Raw genomic sequence first — 22742 nt, forward strand, 5'->3', positions numbered from 1 at the left:
ATTTCGCTGCTTTTTTTAGTTATTGTTTTGAATCAAAACCTTGCTCAGTTCGATTGGCGAAAATTGAAATTTGTTATACGGCCTGAAACGCACTTTAAATTCAAAAGCTTCAGGTCTTAAACGATATTTTTCCAGTACATCTGGACCACAGCTGGAAGAGCCAAGACCGTGTTGTTTATAATCCAAATTAAAGGTAATAAAATCCTGTTTTTTCAAGTCATACGTATGGTTAGCGTTTTCAAAATTTTCAGCAGTATAGTAGTGGGCACTGAAATCTATTTCTGGTTCACCGACCGCTAAAAGACCAAAACCGTTTGTATCTGTTAATGATACCCATTTAACCTGATGCCGGTTTCCATTTTCTTGTGGCCATACATAAGGTGTATACAACCCGTCTACATCACTGGACCATACTCCTACTTTATTGGCCATCCGGCTGTCTGCATAAGCTTCTCCAGGACCCCGGCCATACCAGCTGACATTCTCCAACGTTTTTGGCAGTGTCATCGTTAATCCAATTCTCGGCATCGTTTCCGGCAGTTCTCCATAAGGTTCACCTTTTACCTTCAGAAAAACATCGCCGCTGCCTAAAATGGTATAGGTGTATGTGGTGTTGATCCCCCAAGCAATTCTTGGCGGCGCAATGCGGACAGCGACATGAATATCCACCCTCTTCTTGTCAGGTGAAACATCATACGACACATCATTGATTCTATGCTGCATCCAGTGCAGACCATATTTTTGCCATACTTCCTTTGAACTTATACCTTTATGAATAGCCAGCTTGTCATTATCTGTCGGTGCCCGCCATACATTCAATTTCGGCCCTGATCCAAAAACCTTCATTCCCTCAACAGTCCATGAATCTATGACGCCAAAGATTTTACTAAAGGCAAATTCAAAATGATCTCCAGATACCGTAATCAACCGGTCACACTCTTTAACCGCTATAGGATAAGAAAACGAGGTATTATTTTCAGTTACTGTCGCTAAAACTGGAAGTTTAAATTGCTCCCATGCTATTTCATGACCTGCTTTAGCCCATAAGGTATCTACAGTCGTCCGGAAATTTACATTTAACCAGTAATCAGTGTGATCCCTTATAATAGTAGGTAGCGTAAACGGTATGGTAATGCACTTTGATTCACCTGCTTGAATACCTTCAACAGATTGCATCCCCTGATCAAGAATTTGATCATCACATATAATAGACCATGATAATTGCAGATGATCTAAAGGAATAAAATCATATCGGTTGGTAATTTCAATTATCCCTTTCTCTAAATCAACTGCTTCTGCCTTAACTGGCTCAATCACCTTCTTGTATTCTATTAACGCAGGTGATGGTGTCCGGTCAGGCCTGATTAGGCCATCAATGACAAAGTTGGAATCATGCGGTGTTTCGCCAAAATCTCCACCATAGGCAAAGTACTCTTCCCCATTATCATTTATCTGTCTAATCCCTTGGTCAATCCATTCCCAGACGAAACCTCCCTGCAATCTTCTATATTTATAGAAGGTTTCCCAATATTCTTTAAATCCTCCAGGTCCATTCCCCATCGCATGAGCATATTCACAAAGAATATGTGGCTTATTCAGGTCGTCTCTCTTCCCTAATTCGTCCATGATCTCGACTGGTGTGTACATAGTTGTGTGGACATCTGAAGCAATTGGATCCCTGGTCGGTATATTTTCGCCTTCTTCCATAATGAAACGGCATTCACCTTCATAGTGAATAGGTCTTGTTGGATCTTTTGCTTTGGACCATTCAGCCATCGCTACGTGATTTCGACCAAATCCTGATTCATTCCCCAGCGACCACATAACAATGGAAGCATGATTCTTATCCCGTTCAACCATCCGTTTCATCCGATCCACGTAGGCCTCTTCCCAAGCTGAGTCATCACTGATTTGATTATAGTTATTTATCTCCTCAAATCCATGGCATTCTAAATCCGCCTCATCGATGACATACAATCCATAAATGTCACATAAATCATAGAAACGTGGATCATTGGGATAATGGGATGTCCTTACCGCATTTATATTGTGAAGTTTCATCAGTTGGATATCCTCAATCATCGAATCCATCGGAACAGCTCGTCCAAGATCAGGATGATGATCGTGGCGATTGACCCCCTTAAACATGACCGCTATCCCATTTACTAGCAAAACTCCATCTTTTACTTCTACTGTTCGGAAACCGACTTTAGTTGGGATGACTTCTATCACATTCCCTTTCTCATCTTTCAGGGTAAGAAGCAGATGATAAAGGTAGGGATTCTCAGCCGACCATTTATTCGGATTGTCAATCGGGATAACAGAAGATATTTTTGCTTCATCCATCACATCAATCGTAATATTTTTTAAATCTCTTATTTCAACTTCTTCATATAAATGGTTTACTAATTTTATTTCAAGCTGATAATTAGTTATCGGATTATTCTTCTGGTTTAATATATAGGTTTCAATTTCTAATTCGCCATTTTCGTAGTTTTCATCGAGAGTTGTTTTGATAAAATAATCTCTGACATGCGCCTTTGGTCTTACAAGCAAATAAACGTCTCTATATATACCGCTGAGCCACCACATATCCTGGTCCTCGATATAACTCGCCTCAGACCATTGATAAACCTGAACAGCTATTACATTTTTTCCTTCATGAACCAACTTGGTAATATCAAATTCACTTGGAAGACGGCTGCCCTGGCTATAGCCAACTTCCTTGCCGTTTACCCAAACATGAAAGGCACTATCCACACCTTCAAATCGTAGGATAATTGCTTGATCTGCCCAATCACTTGGAACGGTAAACTCACGTCTATAAGAGCCTGTTGGATTTTCAGTTGGAACATGAGGCGGGTCTACTGGAAATGGATATTGTACATTTGTATAATGAGGCCTTCCATATCCATGCATCTGCCAGTTTGATGGAACTTGCAGATCATCCCACTGACTAGTATCATATGATTCTTCAATGAATTGCTTCGGTGTCAAAGACGGATTCTCAGCGTAGTGGAATTTCCATACGCCATTTAACACCTTAACCTCCTCAGCTTTTCCTCTGTCGTAAGTCAATGCGGATGACTCACTGGTATAAGGAAAGAAGTAAGCCCTCTCTTGCAAACGATTCACATGAAGAACAGATAAGTTTTCCCAATCGTACGACTCTTTTTTCATAACTCTTCACCCTTCTTTCTACATAATCGAATACTTACTTACTTTTTGATTGCTCTGTATTTTCTCATCATTCATTCGCCATTAAGTTCATCGGCAGTTAGCAAATTAAACGGAAACGAAAAGTTTATTCGTCCAGTAAAAGCGTGAAATCGCTTATAGAAACTGAGTATAATCTCATTAAGTCAGCCATTTTAGAGTTGCATGAATGATGAAGAACAACTTGTTTCTCAGCCTTTTATCCAATTCCTTTTTGAATACTCGAAAATCAACTACTTCACTGACCCCATCATGCCGGCAACGAAATGTTTTTGGAGAAGGAAGAATATCAGTGCAGTTGGCAGCGTTGCAATAACAATCGTTGTCATAATCACTCCAAAGTCTGGAGAATATCCTGACCCAAGATTTGATATTAACAACGGCAAGGTATGGTTCTCTGGTGACTGGAGCACTACAAGCGGCCATATGTAATTGTTCCAGCTTGCCATAAAAGTAATAATGGCGGCTGCAGCATATGTTGTTTTCATTGTTGGAATATAAATCCTAAGGAAAACCCCTAGCTCCGATAATCCATCAATTCGGCCAGCCTCAATAATTTCCCTTGGGAACATCTTTGTACTTTGGCGGAAGAAAAATATCAGAAAGGCTGTTACACTTGTTGGTAAAATAACTGCAGCAAGTGTATCAATACCCACCATTGGAGTAGCTTCGGAAATAGTTCCAAACATCCGAAATAACGGAACCATTAAAGCAGCAAAAGGAATCATCATGGAAAGTAATAAGAAATTAAAAACATAGTTCTTCATTTTGCTTCTGAAAATTTCAAATCCATAACCAGCCAAAGAGGCAATCAACAAGGAAAGCACTGTTGTAATAACTGCTATTTTAATAGAATTACTTAATACAGATACAAGATCGGTGGTATTCAGCAAACTTCGAATATTTTCCACCAGATGACTCCCTGGTAATAACCGACCCTTTGTTACATCCACCGACTTATTAGTCGAACTGACTACCATCCATATAAATGGAAAGATGGAAATAACGGAGACTATGCTTAAAAAAGTATAGTTAAAAATACTTTTAAGTTTACTCATTTTTATCACCTGCCATTTTAAATTGAAGGATGGAGAAGAATACAATCATAATCACAATTGCATACGAGACGGTGGCTGCATAACCGAAGTCAGGGGTATATTTAAATGACAGATTATAAATATACTGAGAAATGGTCATCGTTGCATTCCCAGGTCCGCCTTGTGTAATATTCATGACTTCATCAAACAATTGAAGTGTCCCTATTGTTGAGATAATGGACGTAAACAAAATAATTGGTTTTAGTAATGGTATGGTTATTTTAAAAAACTGTTGAAATGAAGATGCCCCGTCAATTTTTGCTGATTCATAAATAGAATAATCAATATTTTGCAGAGCAGATAAGTAGAAGATCATATTATAACCAGTCCATCTCCAAGTGATGGCAATAATAATCGTTATTTTTGCCCAAAAGGGATCAGTCAACCACTGGATTGGTTCAGAGATAAGAGCTAATTTCATTAACATGGTGTTTACAATGCCATCCATAGAAAATAAATATTTAAAAATAACAGAATAGGCAACAAGTGACGTTACACATGGTAAGAATATGGCTGTTCGAAATAATCCCCGATACTTTAATTTCGGATTGTTCAGTAAAACCGATATAAACAAAGCAAAAATAATCATAATCGGGACCTGAATAATGAGATAGATCACCGTATTTTTTACTGTTGTCAAAAAAGTAGGATCCTTAAATAAACGTGCATAATTGTCCAATCCGACAAAGGAAAGATTTGTACCCGTGCCAGATTGTAAAGACATTATAAATGCCTGAATCATTGGATAGAAAGTAAATGTGCAAATCATGATGACTGCCAGTACGACAAAAGACCATCCAATCGTTGCATTTTTCACCCGATGCTTCCGACTGTTTTTTTGGGGTATTACATTCTGGCCGGTTGTGTTCGTATGATAACTTTGTTTGGTTTTAGCCGGGAACAATATACATCAACTCCTTACTAGATTGATAAAAAACTCGGGAAACGCGCCTGTTGATCAAAGTAGCTCCTATTCTTATAGGAGAAGCCGGCAATTTCCCGAGGCTTGAATTTTCATTTGCTAGATTAGCAGAGACCAACCTATTATTTAATTTGCTGTTCTGCTTGTGTTTGTGCGTCATTCAAGACTTTATCAAGTTCTTTTCCTTTTAAGAAATCCTGCATTCCCACTGCTAATATATCTTCAATTACATACGTGTGCGCACCATAGTTTACTTGTGGTATTTCAGCCACCCATTTAGAAAAATCTTCTGTGATTTTCTGACCGTCAAAGAATTCATCTGCTGCTTTATAAGCCTCACCTTCTGCAGCAGGCTTATACGTACCAATTGCACCAATCTCTTTATTTAGATCCTGATAAAAATTAACGTTCGAACCGAAAGTTTTTGCCAACAAATCTGCAGCCTTCTCTTTGCCCGGAATATCAAGAACATACCAAGAGCTTCCGCCAAGGTTAGTAGCATTAACAGAATTTGCATTACCAGATTGTTTAGGGAAAGGAACAATTGCCCACTTACCTTTTTGAGATACTTCCTGCTTTACTGAGGCTGTCATCCAGTTACCTGTTAGAATGGATGCTGTTTCACCGCTATTAAAGGAAGCAAGATATTGACCCCAGTCGGAAACCGGTTTTGATATATCTGCTTCTACAATCTCTTTGTAAGTTTGAAATGCTTCTTTAAGATACTCATTGTCTGCCAAGTTCGGGGTAACGCCATCTTCCTTCAAATACCATGAACCGCTCGTCTGAATCATTTGACGAATAAGACCAAGATCTTTAGGATCCATTGAAATCATAGATTTGCCAGTGGCTTCTTTAACTTTTTTGCCTATTTCTATATATTTGTTCCAGTCTATACCCTGCAAATCTTCAACAGCGTAGCCTGCTTTCTCTAAATAATCTGTTCTTACATAAAATCCAGATACTCCTGAATCAAATGGAATACCATAATGCTTATCTTCTAAACTGGTAGGAGCAAGTTTGTATTCTGCAAAATCTTCCGCTTTATAATATTTTGATAAATCGAAGAATGTATCTGGATACGCTTTAAGAAAGCTTTGCGCACGATAATCCTCAATTAAGACAATATTCGGCATTCCTTTAGTTGTACCGGAGCTTAAGCTGGTATTAAGTTTTTGGACAATGTCTGCTTGTGCATTTTCAATGATTTTTAAACTAAGCTCGGAATTTTCCTTATTATAATAGTCCTTTGCCATATCGATAGCTTTCACGTTGAAATTTGGATCCCAAGTCCATACCGTTAATTCATTGCTACCCTTTTCTGTGTCGGAAGCCTCTTCGTTCGTTTTTGATTCAGAAGAACAAGCTGATAACAAAAGAATACTGGCTAACAATAATGCAAAAATCTTATTCATTGACATCCCCTCCATCTCTAATTGTAAGCGTTATCAATCCTACATGTATTATGTTAGCACCCCTTTGCTACAACTCGATAGGAAGATATTTTCGTAAACTTGTATTATTTTTGCCAATTGAAAGCGTATTCATTTTTGGGAATTTGGAATATCTTTAGATTTTATTACGATTTTTGTTCCATATGAGAAGGAATGATAATCCGTACCTTTGTTCCTTCTCCCTGTTTGCTGGAAATGGTTACTCCATATTCTTCTCCATATATAAGTTGAATACGCTCATGAACATTCCTAACACCGATTCCTGAGAAAAGCTGTCGTTTGTACGTTTGATTAGGAAGATTTTCACCTTGCTCATCCGCTATTCCGTCACCATTATCTACTACTTCACAAATCAGGTTGTTCTCTTCCTGCCAAATAAGGACATGGATAGATCCCCCCGCTTTACGATTGAACCCATGGAAAAATGAATTTTCCATAAAAGGTTGAAGAATTAGCTTAGGCAGATGAAAATCCATACAATCTGGCGAAACCATATAGCTTACATGTATTTTATTTCCATAACGTTTTTGATTAATGAAGACATAGTTTTTCAAATTATCCAGTTCCTGTTTAACAGTAACCGTTTCATTCACATTGCCTATTGTATTTTGAAGTAAGGAAATCAAAGCAGTAATCATAGCTTCCGTATCTTCCTTGCGGTCTTGCTGAACCATAAATTTAATGGAAGCTAATGTATTGTACAAGAAATGTGGATTGATTTGTCGCTGCAGGGCTGCCAGCTCCGCATTCCGTTTCTGTTTTTGCGACAGCATTAACTGCTCAACATATTCATGCAGCTCATCCAGCATGGAATTAAAAGCATTTCCGATTTGCCTCGTTTCATATGTACCTAAAACAGCCACGTTTTGACGAAATTTAGATTTTGGCGCATTTTCAATCTGTCTAACAAGTCTTGATAAAGAATTAGTCAATCTTTTTGATACGAAAAATATACTGACCAGACCTATCAAAACAATCCCTAGCGAGATCAATACAATTTTTCTCTTATCAATTAAATTTCCAAATGTCTTTTCTTTATCAATAATATTAAATAAATACATATCAAAAGAGGGAAGTGCTTCTACAAAAATGACCTGATCCTTCCCTTTAAAACTACCAATCATATAATTATTTGAGTTGTTTTTACTCTCTTTCGCATACCGAAGGAGTTCCACTTCCTTTTGCCCAATAAATTGAGACTGGTTACTGGAAACAATCCTCCCTGATTTATCAATAATGAAAATATCATTCCCAGGGCTAGTATAGTTGGAATAGACCTTTTTGAATTCACTTTCCCTATAAGAAAAATACATGGAGCCATAAACAGTACCGGAAAGTCGATCCATTAACGCTTTTGTAGCTACAACATACCTTCTATCCTCAATACTTCTCGTTTCGCTCTTACGTTCATCATATTGATACAGAAGCCGTTTCGGTTCTTTAAATGTATTGCTTGTTAAGATACTTTCATTAAGCTCCTGATCAGATATCGGCCAGTGGGTACGATTGGTCGTTAAGGTAACCCCATTTTCTCCTTTAACGATGATTTCAAGCTCGTAAGCTTCAATATTCGATTGAATTTGTTTAATATATTCCCCCATCGTATAAAATGAGATCATTTTTTGAGCATTCGTTTGCTCCTCAGTTAGGTTGGTCTTAATTGTGCCGCTTTGTAAAATATTATTTGACGCAATGACAATAGAATAATGAAAAGACTCAAAGCGTTCTTTTATTTCGTTTATTATTTTCGCATTCGTAATACTGAATTTTTCAAAAAAGAATTCCTCCGACATGCGAATTGTTGTCCATGTAATCGTCACAGAAACAAGAATGATAATGGTGAAGGTGATAAGGGAAATCGTAATAAATAAAGTGTGGTGTTTAAATCGCTCGGGTATAAGTCTCATATTTAATCACGTCCCTTATCCTATAAATTGTTTTCTTTTGTATTGACTAGGGGACATCCCCTTTATTTTTTTAAATACTTTGCAAAAATAACTATGCTCCGAGAAACCGACCATTTCACTTATTTCTGCGATAGTAGCTGTTTCGTTAAGGAGTAGCTTACATGCCTCTTCAATCCGGATTCTATTCAAAGAATCTATAAATCCTTCATGATTATGAGTTGTAAAATAGCTTGAAATATAAGAAGGATTAAAATGAAAATAAGTAGCCACATCGGTTAAGGTAAGCGGCTCTGCATAATGACTCTTAATGTAGTCCATAAACTTCTTCATAGTGATATTCTCTGCTCGATTTTCCATTAAGAATATGCATTTATTCGCTTCCTCAATAAAACAATCCAAAAGTTTAATTGTCTCATTTACAGAATGTGCTTCATCAATGAGCTTGAAAAACGAGTACCTGCTTTGTTCAAGCTCTTTGATATCATAATTCATATTGCCAAGGAGGATTGTAATGTTAAATATGATGTTACTGATAAATGATTTATACTCGAAAACATCCACAAAAAAACAATTAGATAATTTTAGGGCATGATTCCTTAAATAGTGAAAAGCCGAATCAAAGTGCTTATTTCTGAACTCTTCTGTAAACCAATCCAGATTGAATTTTTCACTCCTATGTACAGTCTTAGGTAAAGATCGTTCAGTTAGAACTAAGATATCAGGAAAATAAAAGCGATAGTTTAACAGTTTTAGAAGGCTGTTCTTTAAAATTCCTCCTAATTGACCAAAACTTTGGAATCCCTCCGTTAAAGCAAAACCACATGCGACCTGTGAAGCTGCCAATTGATTAGCAACATCCTTAACCCTTGTCATATGATCTTGATTTGTATTCAAAAGAAATACAATGATATGCGGATCATAGTTAAAAGAATAGTAAGAGACCTCGCTTATCTTTTTGTTGAATACGTTTTCAACCTTAGTTTTGACTTGAATTAAAAATTCAGCAGCACCCTTGGATGGGTGTTTTTTTAAGTCCACACCCAATAAACTGTAATGACTGTAAGGAAAAGCTCTAATAATCTGTTTTGAATCAAAATGTACATCATACCCTAAAACTAACCTGTTGATAATTTGATCGATAGATAGACTTACATTCAGTTCCTTTTCCCTTGATTGAAAACCTGGTATTCTTTTAACAGCGGTTTTTAAAACTTTTAATAGACTTTGCGCCTCGAGCTTTGGTTTTAAAATATAATCAACCACTCCACATTGAAAGGCCGAGCGTACATAGTCAAATTCGCCATAACTGCTCAGGATAATGACCTCTATTTGGGGATATTTTTCTTTAACGACTCGTGTTAATTCTTCTCCATTCATGATAGGCATGACGATGTCTGTAATAATGATGTGCGGACTCAAAACTTCTATCATTTCCAATGCTTCCTGACCATTTGAAGCTTCTCCAACGATTTGAAAACCTTCAGACTCCCAATCTAAATAATGCTTAATTCCCTGTCTAATTAGTATTTCATCATCTACAATCAGTATTCTGCAAATTCCATCGTCTTTTACCATAATCTACCTCCAAATGCTGACAACTTTAATCGTTCAATTTATTATTTATAAGCTTTTAAGTAGTAACATTAGTTGTTGCTACCATATCTTCTATGATAATTCCTACAGAAATAGCTTAATGAAGTTGTATATTTTATACCTTTTTAAGAACAAAGGAGTAACTTATCCTAGTTAGGTAGGACGCTTCAAATAGCTGCCTCTGATGGAATAGAAGTTTCCGTATTATACCTTAAATTATAAATTCTGGTTCTCTGTATAATAAGTCTCTTTTTATTGCTGAAATGCTTTTATTGATTCGAAATTACCTTGAGTGATATCAGCGGCATAATAAAGTTCGACAGGCAGTCTAAAATGTAGTTTTTGTCAATTCGTGGAAAAATAAGTCGAAACCACTCGTGAAAAAACATTTAAGCAGGTTGTTATTAGGGTCTTAGTGTTTGTCTGATAACATACTTATTTCGACATTTTGGAAAGGCACTCCTTTTTGCATTACAACGGGGACTCTATTGTTCCAAATAAAGTGGAAACTTCCGAGTAATTGAGGAACATACAAGAATAGCAGCAATATAGCAAACGAAACAGCCCGATCCGATAACATCGAATCGGACTCCAGCTTTTTTTCTGTTTGATAGGTGTTGAAGATTTCACTTGATAGGCAACTATACTTAGTAGCGGTAGGGAGCATACCACTGATTCCGTACCCTCCTCTTGCTGAACATCTGGCCGCCATTTCACTTGTAAAGAAGAATTAGATTATAGTAAGGCCATTCTCTTATTCATCAATAATTATCTTTTTAATATAGTCGTTTAGGAAAATTCCTTGCGGGTCAAGTTCATACCTTATGGCTTGAAAATCCGGCAGTTTGGGGTAGCAGGAATATAATTCTTTTTTACCTAGGCTATGCATTTTACCCCAATGTGGTCTTCCTTCATACTTCCGCATAATCGCTTCCATCTCTTGAAAATATTCTTCATATGGCATGCCTTTATACATATGGAAAGCAATATAGGCGGAATCTCTCTGATAAGAAGGACTAAACCAAATGTCGTCTGCCTTGACCGTCCTGCATTCTATCGGAAAATGAACCTTATGCTTCTTTACTTCAATACACTTCCGAATCTCTTGAATGGCCGGCTTAAAGTAATGAAGTGGAATACAATATTCCATTTCCCTGAACTTCACAAGTCTTGGACTAGCAAAAATCTCATAGCTTTTTGCCGTAATGGTTGTTGTTCCTACGGCCTTTGCAGATATTCTGCTTATGGTTTGACTGCTCCTTGGTAACACACGACATACCTCTGACAGTACAAAAAATAAATAGTTTTCAAAAATGAGATTTTTTAAGTTATGAAAGAATAAACCCTTTGGTTTACAATTCGTAATATTCATCGTTTTAACTTGTACACAATCTGAATATGGGAATAGAAAAAATTCAAAGTGACGGTTTTCATTAATATAGCATTCAAGCTGTTGCTCAAAAAGTGGATATTCTTTTCTTTCACTTCTGTATTCATATATAAGTGTTTTAATTATCTTCAGTTTTACTTTTACAATGATTCCAAGAACTCCAAGCGATATGAGACAAGCCTTGAAGTATTGAGGATTTTGTTCCTCAGAAACGGTAAGAACATCTCCAGATGCTGTAACAATGACGATTTCTACTACTTGGGTTGGAATATTACCAAACTTCAGTCCAGTTCCATGCGTTCCGGTTGAAATAGCACCCGCAATACTTTGGACATTGATGTCGCCTAAATTTTCCTGAGAATATCCTTCTTGTCCAAGCACTTCTCCTAATTGAAATAACCGGGTACCACCCAGGATGGTAACTGTACTGGCTGCCTCATCGAGTTGTTCAATTCCACTAAGTAAATCAAGAGATATGAGCCAATCATCCGTTTTTACTAAACTCGTAAATGAATGCCCAGCTCCTACAACTCTGATTCTTTTCTCTTGTTTCGACGCTTCTTTAACGATTGAAGCAACCTCCTCAATTGAGGATGGATACAGGATTTTTTCCGGGATACTTTCACATGTTTGAGACCAATTTCTCCATCGTTTGCCTTGTATCGTCTTCATTACAGAAAGCATTTCCCTTCCCCCCGATAGGTAAGAAATCGATCAACGATTTGTTGATTAGCAAGACAAATGATTTCATTAAACCGTTCACAAATTTCTCCAGCTTTCGCTGCCCTGAAGATAATGACATCTCCAATTTCCAACGTTTCCTTTTCATAATAAACAGGGGTTTGCACCTCCCCAGCTCCTTCAAATGACAATAATTTACCACCCGGCGGGTAAATAGGCAATGGCACCTTATCCTGACCATGCACTCCAGATGAGACATATCCACCTCCAAGACAAGTATAAATATTTGGAGTTGGTTTTCTAACGACTGGCAATGCGAAATATAAGGCAGGTGTGAAGCGAAAATTTCGGTAATAATCAAACAACAAAGGAGCATAGAAACCTGATCCCGCTGTCAGTTCCGTAACAGCCTCTTCTTTTGATGTAGTTTCAAGACTTCCCGTTCCTCCTCCATTAACAAATACTAATTGTACACCCTCACTCTTAAGAGATTGAACAATCCTCTCCCTTCGCCGTTTGATTTTATCAATTGATTTCTTTTTCATAAAAGCAACAGCCATATTTTTAAGCCTCTGAGATGGCAAATGATCACCTACCCCAGCTATTTGTGCTTCATAACCCATGATTCCCAGAAGCTTTAGCGATGGATATTCCTGTATAATTCGTACTAGCTGAATCACGCCTTCTTCTGTTTTTAATGGGGAACGTCTTACTCCAAAATGGAGATTACCAAATGTGGTGCTCATATCAATATCGATGCATAAATAAAAAAATCCATTTGCTTCCTTAGCAATCGCATTTAAATGTTTAATCTGTTCAAAGGAATCGACCATACAGGTAATTTGATAACCTTTTCCATTTAGTTCAGCTATTTTGCTAAGAGGTTTGGAATCCCAGCATGGATAACCTATCAGGATATCCTCAATGCCTTGTTCTGCAAGAAAAATAGCTTCATAGGGGCTATAACACATTACTCCTTTATAGACAGGATTGGATTGGAGAATTCTTTTTAAAACTTGAATAGACCGTATCGATTTAGTAGCAATTCTGATCGTTTTTCCATTTGCTTTTTCAGCGATTCTCCTGCAATTTTGATCTAAAGCATCTAAATCCAGCAAAAGGGCTGGATAAGATAACTCCTTTGATAATTCATATAGCACCACTAACACCACCTCTCATTCTCATAATAAACGAGGAGCATGATTAAAAATAGAACTTATTCAAAATATTCAGACTTATTATAACAATTACGTTTTCAAGGAAAGATAAACGCATAAAAAGTTTATCTTATATTATAGCAGTTAATGTTTTTTAACGGTGTTACCAATACTTTTTCATGGAGTTAAAAAAGCCATTGATATAGTGAACTCATCAATGGCTTTAGACTTAATATAGGAAGTTTTAATAAACAAACATACCCATCAAAGGGGAGACCCTTATTTACTAGCTACTATACAGACCGCTCTTACTTATAATGCAGTTGCTGTAATGTATCTAGCGGGAATTTTTGAATCTCCCATTAAAGTAATAGTTAATAATATACACAGTACTGAGTAGTTTAAGATTAACACCCTGACCCTCTCAGTTTGTTAAAACGAACGTGTTTTGGAACTCAAGTAGAGATGCCGATTGACGTATGTTCATAACGGCTATCCTTTAATGCTTTTAAGATAAAATGTGCGACGTCAGCACGCGGTATTGATCTTGATTTCTCTGGTACACTTGTTGCAGATTCTCTATACTTTCCTGTAAAGGTATGATTCGTTAGCCCCATCGGTCGAACAATGGTGTAGTTCAATCCATGTGATTGAATATATTCAACTGCAGCCCGATGATCAATTAGAGGATTCTTGAGCATTCTCATGACCAATTTACCACTTATCCCTGTTAATTCTTTATGCACTCCCGCAGATGCAGTGTAGATAATCCGCTCTACATGATGCTCCTTCATACCAGTAACAATATTTTTTGTCATCTCTTGAAGCTCGGTTGATTTTTTCATCCCTTGATTCGAGCCTAAGCAAGATATAACAGCATCATGACCCGCAATCGCTTCTGTTACTTCCGCTTGATTAAAAGCATTTCCTTGTATAATCTTTAAATTTTCATGAGAAAAGTCTAGCTTGGCTGGAGTACGTACAAACGCCGTCACCTCAAAACCAGCCTCAACTCCTTGACGCACAACAGATTGACCTACACCGCCCGTCGCACCAAAAACGATAATTTTCATAACAATCCACCACCCTTTCTTATTATCATCCCAACATTCCCAGAATGCCCACTGAACATATCTTGGACCATTACTTTTATCCATTCCTGAGTTATTCTAAGGAAACCTATGGATTGTTCTCTGTATTAAGACATACCTACTTGCACTTGATTGACTATTTAATATAATCATATAATTGTCTGTTGGTTTTATCAATTTTCACTACTTATAAAAACAATTCTTTATCAGTGACGTTCATTATAGTAGAATAGCTCAAAATGACTAGCGTAAAATCGTATGCTAGGGTATTCAATTAGGGATTCTTTCCATATTTAGTACTCCTTTAATCTACTACGATAATAATCGGACTAGAACATCCAGTGCCAGCCTATTTCCGCACTACTCTAGTGTCCATATCTGGGAACGATGTTATTTAGAAGAAATCTTTTATACAAACTGGGTTTAAAAAAACCGTAACTAAATATAAGCCGAAATACACATAGCCCTTTTTGTGGCTATGTGTATTTCAGCTATTTTAAATGTATGCAAATTTGTAAGCAGTCCACATCTTCTATGCTGTACGCTTATATAGTTCAATCATTTCTGTAACTAGAATTGTAATCGTATCAACACTCATTATCTGGTCTTCCGCATGCATAAATATAAGCGAGAACTCAAGCTTTTCTCCATTTGCCTCTCTTTGAATTAAAGAGGCGTGCGTTTTATGACCTTCTACAAAGAAATGTTTTGATTCAGCTAACTTTCTTCTGCTAATTCATATTTTCCTTCTTTCGCCGCATAAAGCGCTTCCATTACTAAGCTTTTAGCCGCACCTACGTTACTAATAATCTTAAACGCCACAGTATAGTAATCATTTGCTTCTAATGACATAGTATCCCCCCTTCTCGCCTTCCATTAACAGCTATCCTTTTATCACTTGTTTTCAATTATTTGCAGTGCTTGATCAAGGACCTTTTCACCATTCATCATACCGTAATATTGCATATTAATTGCTGCTACAGGAATGTTTTTCCCGACCAGTTTTGATTCAATTTGATTTTGCATATATTTCACTTGAGGTCCTAATAACAATACATCTACATTTTTCTGTTCGAGAGTAAATTCCATTTCTTGTGCTGATTGGGCAAAAATATCAGCTTGGATTCCACGCACTTCTGCTGCCTTTTGCATTTTTGTCACTAATAAACTTGTACTCATTCCTGCTGCACATACTAACATAATAGTTTTCACTGTTAGTTCCTCCTTTGATTTCATTCTTTAGTTTAAAGATGTCAGTTAATAAGGATATATAAATATCTGTTCACGCAAATTTCTTCCAATGAAAATAATGAACTATAGCAGGCAAGGCATTGGGCTTATGCCTCTATTGTCTAGTAAACTAAGTATATGAGCCTTACCTATTGATAGAACGAGCAACCATAGAGACTGTATGCCGAATACCACGAATAGCTTTACTCATCGCAAATATATTTTCTACAGGAGCAAGACCGGCGTACCCCGCGTCACCGATATGTTGAATATCCACCCCACAAATTTTATTCCGGATAGCAATTTGTTTAACCGTGTCTTCATCAGAACTTTCTTGGCTTGTACCAATAGCAGATAAAACAAGGGCACCATGTTGATGGGCACTTTTTACAATCTTCTTTAGTTCTTCATCATCAAAGCTTGGAACAGTCCCCACTGCAGGAACTAAAATAATATCTGCACCTGAATCAATATAACCTTTCACCACTTCTGCATCTGCAACTGGCTCATCCACTCCTGCTCCATGCATTTTTCCTGCGATAATTAATCCCGAGAAATGTTCTTTAGCAAGCTGTATCGTTTTTTGGATCTGCTCATTTGTTACACCCGTGCCAGGATTTCCTGTAAAACATACAAAATCAAGTCCTAATTTTTCAATTTCCTGTATGGTTTCTAGATTAGCTTGACGACCTTTTGAAATGATTAATCTTTCTTCTGCCATATTCGCTGAATTGTCCACTGGCTCTAGATTAACACCAATAGGACGGCCGACCAATCGGTGAAGTGCCTCTACGAATGAACCTTCTTCGTTTTCTAATCCTGCAATATGTGGCGAAAGCACATCAACACCATTCAAGAGAATTAAGTCTGCTCCAAACGAGCGGGCAATTTCTGCATTTGTAATATCTTCAATATAAGGTTCACGAACCGCAACATTTTCAGACATAATAACGCGTCCTTCGCATGCTTTAATACTTTGCTTCAACTCTACTGCAGTCATTTCCAATATTTCTGATGCATTTGCACTGATTAATCGTTTTTTCATTTTTAAAGTCCCCTTCATTGCTTTTTTGAACTAATCCACTAATCCTGATCATTCATACTTTTACACTTCAATCTCTTCATTAATAGTGGTAGCCCAGAGTATGTTTTCATTCTTAATTAATCAAGAATCATTATTTGCATTGGAACTATCATTTGATCCCTATATTTTTTAGTTTCATTGAGAACAAATCAAAAGATAAATTAGTAGTTCAGTAACTTTATATAGTCAAACTATTCTTGCGATTTGAAACGCTTTTCAACAGCTAAAACGAATGGCAAGTAAAGTAAGATATCCAGTATTATTAAAACAATCTGCAAAATCGCCCCGCTTATATCACCTGTAACTAAAAATCCACTGAATATTGGAGGCATTGTCCAGGAGGCTGCTGCTCTAGTTAACGGTACTAAACCCGAGGCCATTGCTAAATACGTGACCACTACATTTATCATTGGAGCAAGAATAAATGGAATGAACAACATTACATTCAATACTACTGGTATACCAAACATAGTCGGTTCATTAATATTAAATAAACCTGGTACAACGGTAATCGGTGCCAATGCTTTTTATTTGTTTGCTCGTTTTCTTTTTACGTGCTAAATATCCGAGAACTAAAACTAAACCAATCGTAGCTCCGCCCCCGCCAATATAGACGAAGTTATCCATAAAGGGTAGTGTAATAATATTTTGTAATTCTTGACCAGCTTGATAAGCCACACGATTTTCATCTAAGTTGGCAATCCATACAGGCTGCATAACTGAGTTAACTACATTACCTCCATGGATACCAACAAACCAGAATAAACTATTGAGACCTACCACGATGATTGTACCAAAAACGTTATTTCCCAATAACCCTAATGGTTTACCTAAGATGACTTGCGCAATGTCATGTACATTTGGTAAATCAAACGTACTTAGAATAGAATAAATAATTAACCACATCGTTATAATTACTGCACCCGGAATAATGGCACTGAAGCTTCTGGCTACAGCTGGCGGAACGCTTTCCGGAAGTTTAATCTGAATATTACGATTAATGAACCATTGATATATATAACCATTAAGCAAACCCATAATTATAGCAATAAATAAACCTTTCGCTCCCATATAAGCAATTGGCATTCCAGCTCCAGCATCAGAAGAAATAAATGGAGTTGCAATAATAAATGCAGACAATGAGATAATGCCTGAACCGATTCCGTCTACATTAAACTGCCTTGTTAAACTATAAGCAATCCCAAAACTGGCTATTAAACCAATTAACCCAAAACTACTGTCAGTGCCTTTCCATAAAAAGTCTGCGATTCCCATCTTACCCAACCATGCTTCCCAACCTGGCACCGGGAAACTAGCTATAATCATAAAAAGTGAGCCAATAATAATTAACGGCATTGCAAACGTAATACCATCTCGTATAGCAATCAGAAATTTATTACTACCTAATTTTCCAGCAATGGGCATCATTTTATTTTCCAACAGTTCATTCATTTTGCTCACTGTTTAATTCCTCCTCAAGGTTCATATCCAAATGAATTACATTTATAGAATGCTTTTAATCTTATAAGTAATCCTTGTATCGTTCTTAGCCTCCTTTGAAAATCAAAATATCTTCCTTTATTTATAAATTATTATCAAAGACTATAAAAATACCTTATTTTTATCATTTAAATAATAATAAAATATAATTAACTATCTTAACACTAATTAATGAAAGCGCTTTTGTCAATCAAGAAATTTCAATTTATTGATAGTATTAGTATTTTTTTACTTCACACATTTACCTTTCCATATATAAAGGAAGAAAAAGTTTTTTGAAAATTGATTTTAAATAGTAAATTAATTATAATTTATAATTAATTAAGATAAGAATAAGAACGGAGATTATCATGACACTCACAACTAAACAAAGAGAACTGCGTACTAAAATTTTAGATAAAATTTATGTCCATGGTCCTATCTCACGAATAGAGATTTCAAATCATACAGGTATTACCCCTGCTACAGTTAGTGAGATAACTGGATCTTTACTTAAAGAAAACCTAATTTATGAATTAGGAGAAGACTCTTCTGAAAATAATAAATCGGGACGTAAACGGATTCTTTTAGATATTGCCGCACATCACAGTTTTTATATTGGATGTGAATTATCTGAAAAATATTTTTCGTTTTGCCTAAGTGATAATATCGGAAAAATCTATGCTGAGAAGGTAATTAAGTTTAATGCAGGAAATAAAAATGATGCTTTAACAGAAGCTCATTTTATAGAGGAGTTAAATCATTTTATTCATTGTCATCACAGCTATCAGCCAAAGGCCGTCGGAATTGCATTGCCTGGACATTTTAATGATAAAAGTAAGACCATTTACAGCAACAATACACACTGGAAAAACTTTAATCTAGGACTTCTACTGGAAAATGTAGAATTACCAATCTACTTTAAAAATAATGTTCATTGTATGGCCAACGCGGAGAGACTATTCAGCAAGAATCATAAAGATGATAATTTCATTTTCTTTCATGTCAGTAGAGGGATGTTCTGTTCTTATATTTATGAGGGACATACTTATGGAGAAAACAAATTTTTGGTAGGCGAAATAGGTCATACGATTGTTCACCCAGACGGAGAACTATGTGAGTGTGGAAAAAGGGGCTGCTTGCAGACATACGCTAGTGAGGCTTGGATTATAAAAAAATCCCGCATACTTTATGAGAGTTCGAATACAACGTTTTTAGGTCAATTAACCCCAGACAAACAAAGCATTACAATTGAAACCATTTTAAGTGCTTATAAAATGGGAGACGAAGGAGTCACCAACATCCTTAATAACGCCATTAAATACCTGTCTATTACAATCAATAATTTACCGATGTTGATTGATACAAATAAAATCATTTTGCACGGAGAGCTATTTAACGAACCCGTATTAAACAGTCTGCTCAGCCATTATTTAAATCAAAACAACATTCTACTTCCCCTCAGCCATACTTGGGACATTGCATTCAAACAATATTTCGATATAAATGGCGCTCTTGGAGCATGCAGTCTCGCTATCTCCAACTTTTTGTTAAAGGGTAAAATAAAAAGCTAGTAAGGAAAGTTTAGAAATAGATCATACTTAATTAAAGAGGCAGTTCAACACTGCCTCTTTTAGTGGACAAAACTTGCGGATTTATAAAACCTCACTTATTTATGGTACGGTTCACCATGATGAATCTTAAAATGAGTCTTCTGGTTTTGTATAAAAATAATACTGTCCCTAAAATTGAAACAGGTACTTATGGGAAAGTCCCCCTCTTTATCCCAAATAATGAAAGATGAATCTTAGCCTAGCGGATCAGCAATTTTTAAAATATAACCATAAGAAAAAAGCGAAGGTAATCCTCCGCTCCCTTAAATTCCGTTCGATTCAATGACTTGCTTGTACCAATAGAAGCTATCCTTTTTGATACGGCGTAAGTCATGCGTGCCTTCTTCGTGCTGATTAATATAGACGAACCCGTAGCGTTTTTGGAAACCATTCAACCAACTTAGTAAATCTGTGAAAGACCAGACACAATAGCCAATCACTTCGGAACCATCAGAAATGGCGTCTTGAATTGCTTTCACATGAGCCTGAAGGTACTCGATCCGGTAATCATCATGGATTTGGTCATGCTCCTCTACCTTATCAAATGCACCGAGTCCATTTTCACTTATCAATATCGGCAAATCATATCGGTTTGTGATTCGGCGCAGCGCAGTTCTCAGTCCTTGCGGATCAATATCCCAATCCCAATTCGTCCGTTCAAGGTTTGGATTCTTCGTAGTTTTGTATAGTCCTGGAATTCCAGAATCCTTTGATGTGCCTTTGATTCCCGTTGTATTCATTTCACCGGCACTCACCCCGCCTTCTAAAGGATTAACTTCAAAGGTCGAGCTTTGGTAATAGTTTAAGCCCATAAAGTCTGGCTTACCTTCTCTTAATAAAACAAAGTCCTCCTTCTCCACTTCAGGAGCAAGACCTTCTTCAACCAAGTAGTTCCATGCTGCCTTCGGGTATTTTCCCCAAGTATATATATCCATCCACCAATGGCTATTCAACTCCTCTGCATTCTCAGCAGCCAAAATATCTTCCGGCTTTGAAGATGCTGGGTAAGCTGGACCATAGGCAAAGCTCGGACCAATCTGTCCATCCGGGACATATTGACGGAATGCTTTGATGACACTGGCATTGGCCAGGTTTGCGTGATGATTCACTTGATAAAATAACTTCGTATCCTTTAAACCCGGTGGATGGGACCCTTGGTCATATCCATGGCGAGTAAAAATATTTTGTTCATTTAAGCTCACCCAGTACTTCACACGGTCTCCAAAGCGTTTAAAACATTCCACACTATAATTCGTAAAATCCTCTATGATTCTTCTGGACTCCCATCCGCCATATTCGTCCTGAAGTGCTTGTGGTAAATCCCAATGGTACAAGGTTAAGATAGGCTCAATTTGATATTTTCGCAGCTCATTAATCAAATCATCATAAAAGGCGAGTCCCTGCTCGTTGATTTCACCTCTTCCATTTGGAAAAATACGCGGCCATGATACAGAAAGTCGGTACGCCTTTAAACCCATTTCTGCCATTAAACGGACATCTTCCTTATAACGATGATAATGGTCTACTGCGACATCTCCCGTCGTCCCTTTATATGTCTTACCCGGGATACGTACAAATTGGTCCCAATTACTAACCCCTTTTCCGTCTATATCCCATGCACCTTCAATTTGATAGGCAGCAGAAGCAGCTCCCCATAAAAAGTCTGTCGGAAACGGTTTTAATGTTTTATACATATCGCTTTAGTCTCCCTTCCGTCTGAATGTTGTCTTTTCCTTTTATAACATAGTCACTTAGACATTCTCCCAATCTAGCTTTAAACCAAAATGGAGTCCTTCTGCCGCTGTAAAAAATGATACAAAGCACCAATTAGATTCGAATCATTTCCAAACTGACATTTTTCAACTTTGACCGTTAATCCATCTGTTTCATATTTCATTTCGTTTAATGTTTCATTAATCTTGTCGATAAATCCTTCGCGATTACTGATTGCACCGCCAATCAAAATCTTATCCGGATCCAGAATAAATAGTAGATTATATATGCCAACAGCAAGCCGACGCATAAACTTATCAATCTCTTCCTGTACCTCTGTGTCACCCTGTTCAGCAAGCTCAAAGATCATCTTACCGGTAAAAGTATCGGGGTCTCTCTCTTTTCGTTTAGCAACCTGCTTGATCAAGCCTCCTACGGCTGCCAACGTGCTATAGGTTTCTGCTGGTTGTGTTCCCAAATAGCCCTCCATCTTCATATATCCGAATTCTCCAGCAAACCCATTTCTCCCATGCCGAACTTTTTTATCGAGTACGACGGCACCGCCTATACCGGTGCCAATCACTATACAAAGATAATCCTGTACATCCTTTGCTGCACCAATCCAGCCCTCCGCCAAACCAGCACAATTAGCGTCATTCTCCAATTCTACCGGTAAATTTGTCCGTTCCTGAAGGAGTTCTTTTATATTAGGGCCATGGATATAAGGGAGTGCTGTGATCCCCTCTATGATCCCGGTTTCAATATTTACCGCACCAGGCATACTCACCGCCAGACCTTTTATCACATATTTATTTTTAAAATCCTTCACGATCATATCAATTGTATTTATAAATTCGGTAAGACTCTCTTTAGGAGTTGGAAGTGAGGATTTTTCAATAAAACATCCCGTTTCATCCATAAGTGCATATTTAATGGCAGAGCCACCAACATCAAGTACCGCATAGTAATTCACTATATAACCTCCAGTAACCCAATTTTTCATACAATTATCATATCCAATATATCTGTGTTTCTTATGGGTTATAAAATAGCTTCATACATCGAAAACATCAGAATTTATCAGCTTCTGTGAACCTCGAAGTCTATGAAACTTT

At 37.0% G+C, this 22742-nt stretch carries 16 protein-coding genes and 1 pseudogene; 1 reads left to right on the forward strand and 16 read right to left on the reverse strand.

Going from position 1 to position 22742, the window contains the following annotated elements:
* Positions 1 to 15: 15 nt before the first annotated feature.
* The 14 genes and pseudogenes from ebgA to AC4BHA_RS01860 all read right to left on the reverse strand — a co-directional run bounded on the left by ebgA (position 16) and on the right by AC4BHA_RS01860 (position 18274).
* Positions 16 to 3180: a beta-galactosidase subunit alpha gene (gene ebgA / locus AC4BHA_RS01795; RefSeq protein ID WP_139891840.1), complete on the reverse strand. Its 3165-nt coding sequence runs from the start codon at positions 3178 to 3180 to the stop codon at positions 16 to 18.
* Positions 3181 to 3449: 269 nt separating this feature from the next.
* A complete protein-coding gene (locus tag AC4BHA_RS01800; protein ID WP_490558060.1) occupies positions 3450 to 4274 on the reverse strand; it encodes a carbohydrate ABC transporter permease in 825 nt (274 codons plus the stop codon).
* Positions 4267 to 5082: a carbohydrate ABC transporter permease gene (locus AC4BHA_RS01805; protein WP_077248036.1), complete on the reverse strand. Its 816-nt coding sequence runs from the start codon at positions 5080 to 5082 to the stop codon at positions 4267 to 4269. The genes AC4BHA_RS01800 and AC4BHA_RS01805 overlap by 8 nt, the downstream gene beginning before the upstream one ends.
* A 275-nt stretch (positions 5083 to 5357) precedes the next feature.
* A complete protein-coding gene (locus AC4BHA_RS01810) occupies positions 5358 to 6650 on the reverse strand; it encodes an ABC transporter substrate-binding protein (protein WP_490558061.1) in 1293 nt (430 codons plus the stop codon).
* A gap of 164 nt (positions 6651 to 6814) precedes the next feature.
* On the reverse strand, positions 6815 to 8596 hold the full coding sequence (locus AC4BHA_RS01815) for a sensor histidine kinase (protein WP_066103380.1): 1782 nt from the start codon (positions 8594 to 8596) through the stop codon (positions 6815 to 6817).
* 15 nt (positions 8597 to 8611) lie between these two features.
* Entirely contained in the window at positions 8612 to 10171 is a 1560-nt protein-coding gene (locus AC4BHA_RS01820) for a response regulator (protein ID WP_490558062.1), read from the reverse strand.
* Positions 10172 to 10943: 772 nt separating this feature from the next.
* On the reverse strand, positions 10944 to 12251 hold the full coding sequence (locus AC4BHA_RS01825) for a D-arabinono-1,4-lactone oxidase (RefSeq protein ID WP_490558177.1): 1308 nt from the start codon (positions 12249 to 12251) through the stop codon (positions 10944 to 10946).
* Entirely contained in the window at positions 12251 to 13423 is a 1173-nt protein-coding gene (locus AC4BHA_RS01830) for an amino acid deaminase/aldolase (RefSeq protein ID WP_490558063.1), read from the reverse strand. Before AC4BHA_RS01830 ends, AC4BHA_RS01825 begins: the two co-directional genes overlap by 1 nt.
* A gap of 449 nt (positions 13424 to 13872) precedes the next feature.
* On the reverse strand, positions 13873 to 14490 hold the full coding sequence (locus AC4BHA_RS01835; RefSeq protein WP_490558064.1) for an NAD(P)-dependent oxidoreductase: 618 nt from the start codon (positions 14488 to 14490) through the stop codon (positions 13873 to 13875).
* A gap of 550 nt (positions 14491 to 15040) precedes the next feature.
* Positions 15041 to 15360 (reverse strand): annotated as a pseudogene (locus tag AC4BHA_RS01840) (PTS sugar transporter subunit IIA).
* A gap of 42 nt (positions 15361 to 15402) precedes the next feature.
* Positions 15403 to 15720: a PTS sugar transporter subunit IIB gene (locus tag AC4BHA_RS01845; protein ID WP_302621338.1), complete on the reverse strand. Its 318-nt coding sequence runs from the start codon at positions 15718 to 15720 to the stop codon at positions 15403 to 15405.
* A 163-nt stretch (positions 15721 to 15883) separates the two neighbouring features.
* The gene (locus tag AC4BHA_RS01850) at positions 15884 to 16783 is read right to left on the reverse strand and encodes a DUF7916 family protein (RefSeq protein WP_490558065.1); all 900 of its coding nucleotides are present in this window, start codon (positions 16781 to 16783) and stop codon (positions 15884 to 15886) included.
* A 230-nt stretch (positions 16784 to 17013) separates the two neighbouring features.
* Positions 17014 to 17343, reverse strand: a complete 330-nt coding sequence (locus AC4BHA_RS01855; RefSeq protein WP_490558066.1) for a PTS transporter subunit EIIC — start codon at positions 17341 to 17343, stop codon at positions 17014 to 17016.
* On the reverse strand, positions 17309 to 18274 hold the full coding sequence (locus AC4BHA_RS01860; RefSeq protein ID WP_490558178.1) for a PTS sugar transporter subunit IIC: 966 nt from the start codon (positions 18272 to 18274) through the stop codon (positions 17309 to 17311). The genes AC4BHA_RS01855 and AC4BHA_RS01860 overlap by 35 nt, the downstream gene beginning before the upstream one ends.
* A 398-nt stretch (positions 18275 to 18672) precedes the next feature.
* Here AC4BHA_RS01860 and AC4BHA_RS01865 point away from each other — a divergent pair, with 398 nt between their 5' ends.
* Complete coding sequence (locus AC4BHA_RS01865) at positions 18673 to 19875, forward strand: ROK family transcriptional regulator (RefSeq protein WP_490558067.1); 1203 nt, start codon at positions 18673 to 18675, stop codon at positions 19873 to 19875.
* Positions 19876 to 20177: 302 nt separating this feature from the next.
* Here AC4BHA_RS01865 and AC4BHA_RS01870 read toward each other — a convergent pair whose 3' ends face one another.
* Together AC4BHA_RS01870 and AC4BHA_RS01875 are read right to left on the reverse strand one after the other, a co-directional pair.
* Positions 20178 to 21608, reverse strand: coding sequence for a glycoside hydrolase family 1 protein (locus AC4BHA_RS01870; protein ID WP_490558068.1), 1431 nt, complete (start codon positions 21606 to 21608; stop codon positions 20178 to 20180).
* An 80-nt stretch (positions 21609 to 21688) separates the two neighbouring features.
* Positions 21689 to 22600 carry an ROK family protein gene (locus AC4BHA_RS01875; protein WP_490558069.1) on the reverse strand — a complete coding sequence of 304 codons (912 nt, stop codon included), beginning with the start codon at positions 22598 to 22600 and terminating at the stop codon, positions 21689 to 21691.
* Between the last annotated feature and the right edge of the window lie 142 nt (positions 22601 to 22742).

It is taken from the genome of Pradoshia sp. Z3_51 (assembly GCF_058215915.1).

What these genes read in the sequence shown, in the direction of transcription:
- ebgA (WP_139891840.1), bottom strand. Translation starts at nt 3,180, where the DNA reads ATGAAAAAAGAGTCGTACGATTGGGAAAACTTATCTGTTCTTCATGTG.
- AC4BHA_RS01800 (WP_490558060.1), bottom strand. Translation starts at nt 4,274, where the DNA reads ATGAGTAAACTTAAAAGTATTTTTAACTATACTTTTTTAAGCATAGTC.
- AC4BHA_RS01805 (WP_077248036.1), bottom strand. Translation starts at nt 5,082, where the DNA reads ATGATTTGCACATTTACTTTCTATCCAATGATTCAGGCATTTATAATG.
- AC4BHA_RS01810 (WP_490558061.1), bottom strand. Translation starts at nt 6,650, where the DNA reads ATGAATAAGATTTTTGCATTATTGTTAGCCAGTATTCTTTTGTTATCA.
- AC4BHA_RS01815 (WP_066103380.1), bottom strand. Translation starts at nt 8,596, where the DNA reads ATGAGACTTATACCCGAGCGATTTAAACACCACACTTTATTTATTACG.
- AC4BHA_RS01820 (WP_490558062.1), bottom strand. Translation starts at nt 10,171, where the DNA reads ATGGTAAAAGACGATGGAATTTGCAGAATACTGATTGTAGATGATGAA.
- AC4BHA_RS01825 (WP_490558177.1), bottom strand. Translation starts at nt 12,251, where the DNA reads ATGAAGACGATACAAGGCAAACGATGGAGAAATTGGTCTCAAACATGT.
- AC4BHA_RS01835 (WP_490558064.1), bottom strand. Translation starts at nt 14,490, where the DNA reads ATGAAAATTATCGTTTTTGGTGCGACGGGCGGTGTAGGTCAATCTGTT.
- AC4BHA_RS01850 (WP_490558065.1), bottom strand. Translation starts at nt 16,783, where the DNA reads ATGAAAAAACGATTAATCAGTGCAAATGCATCAGAAATATTGGAAATG.
- AC4BHA_RS01860 (WP_490558178.1), bottom strand. Translation starts at nt 18,274, where the DNA reads ATGAATGAACTGTTGGAAAATAAAATGATGCCCATTGCTGGAAAATTA.
- AC4BHA_RS01865 (WP_490558067.1), top strand. Translation starts at nt 18,673, where the DNA reads ATGACACTCACAACTAAACAAAGAGAACTGCGTACTAAAATTTTAGAT.
- AC4BHA_RS01870 (WP_490558068.1), bottom strand. Translation starts at nt 21,608, where the DNA reads ATGTATAAAACATTAAAACCGTTTCCGACAGACTTTTTATGGGGAGCT.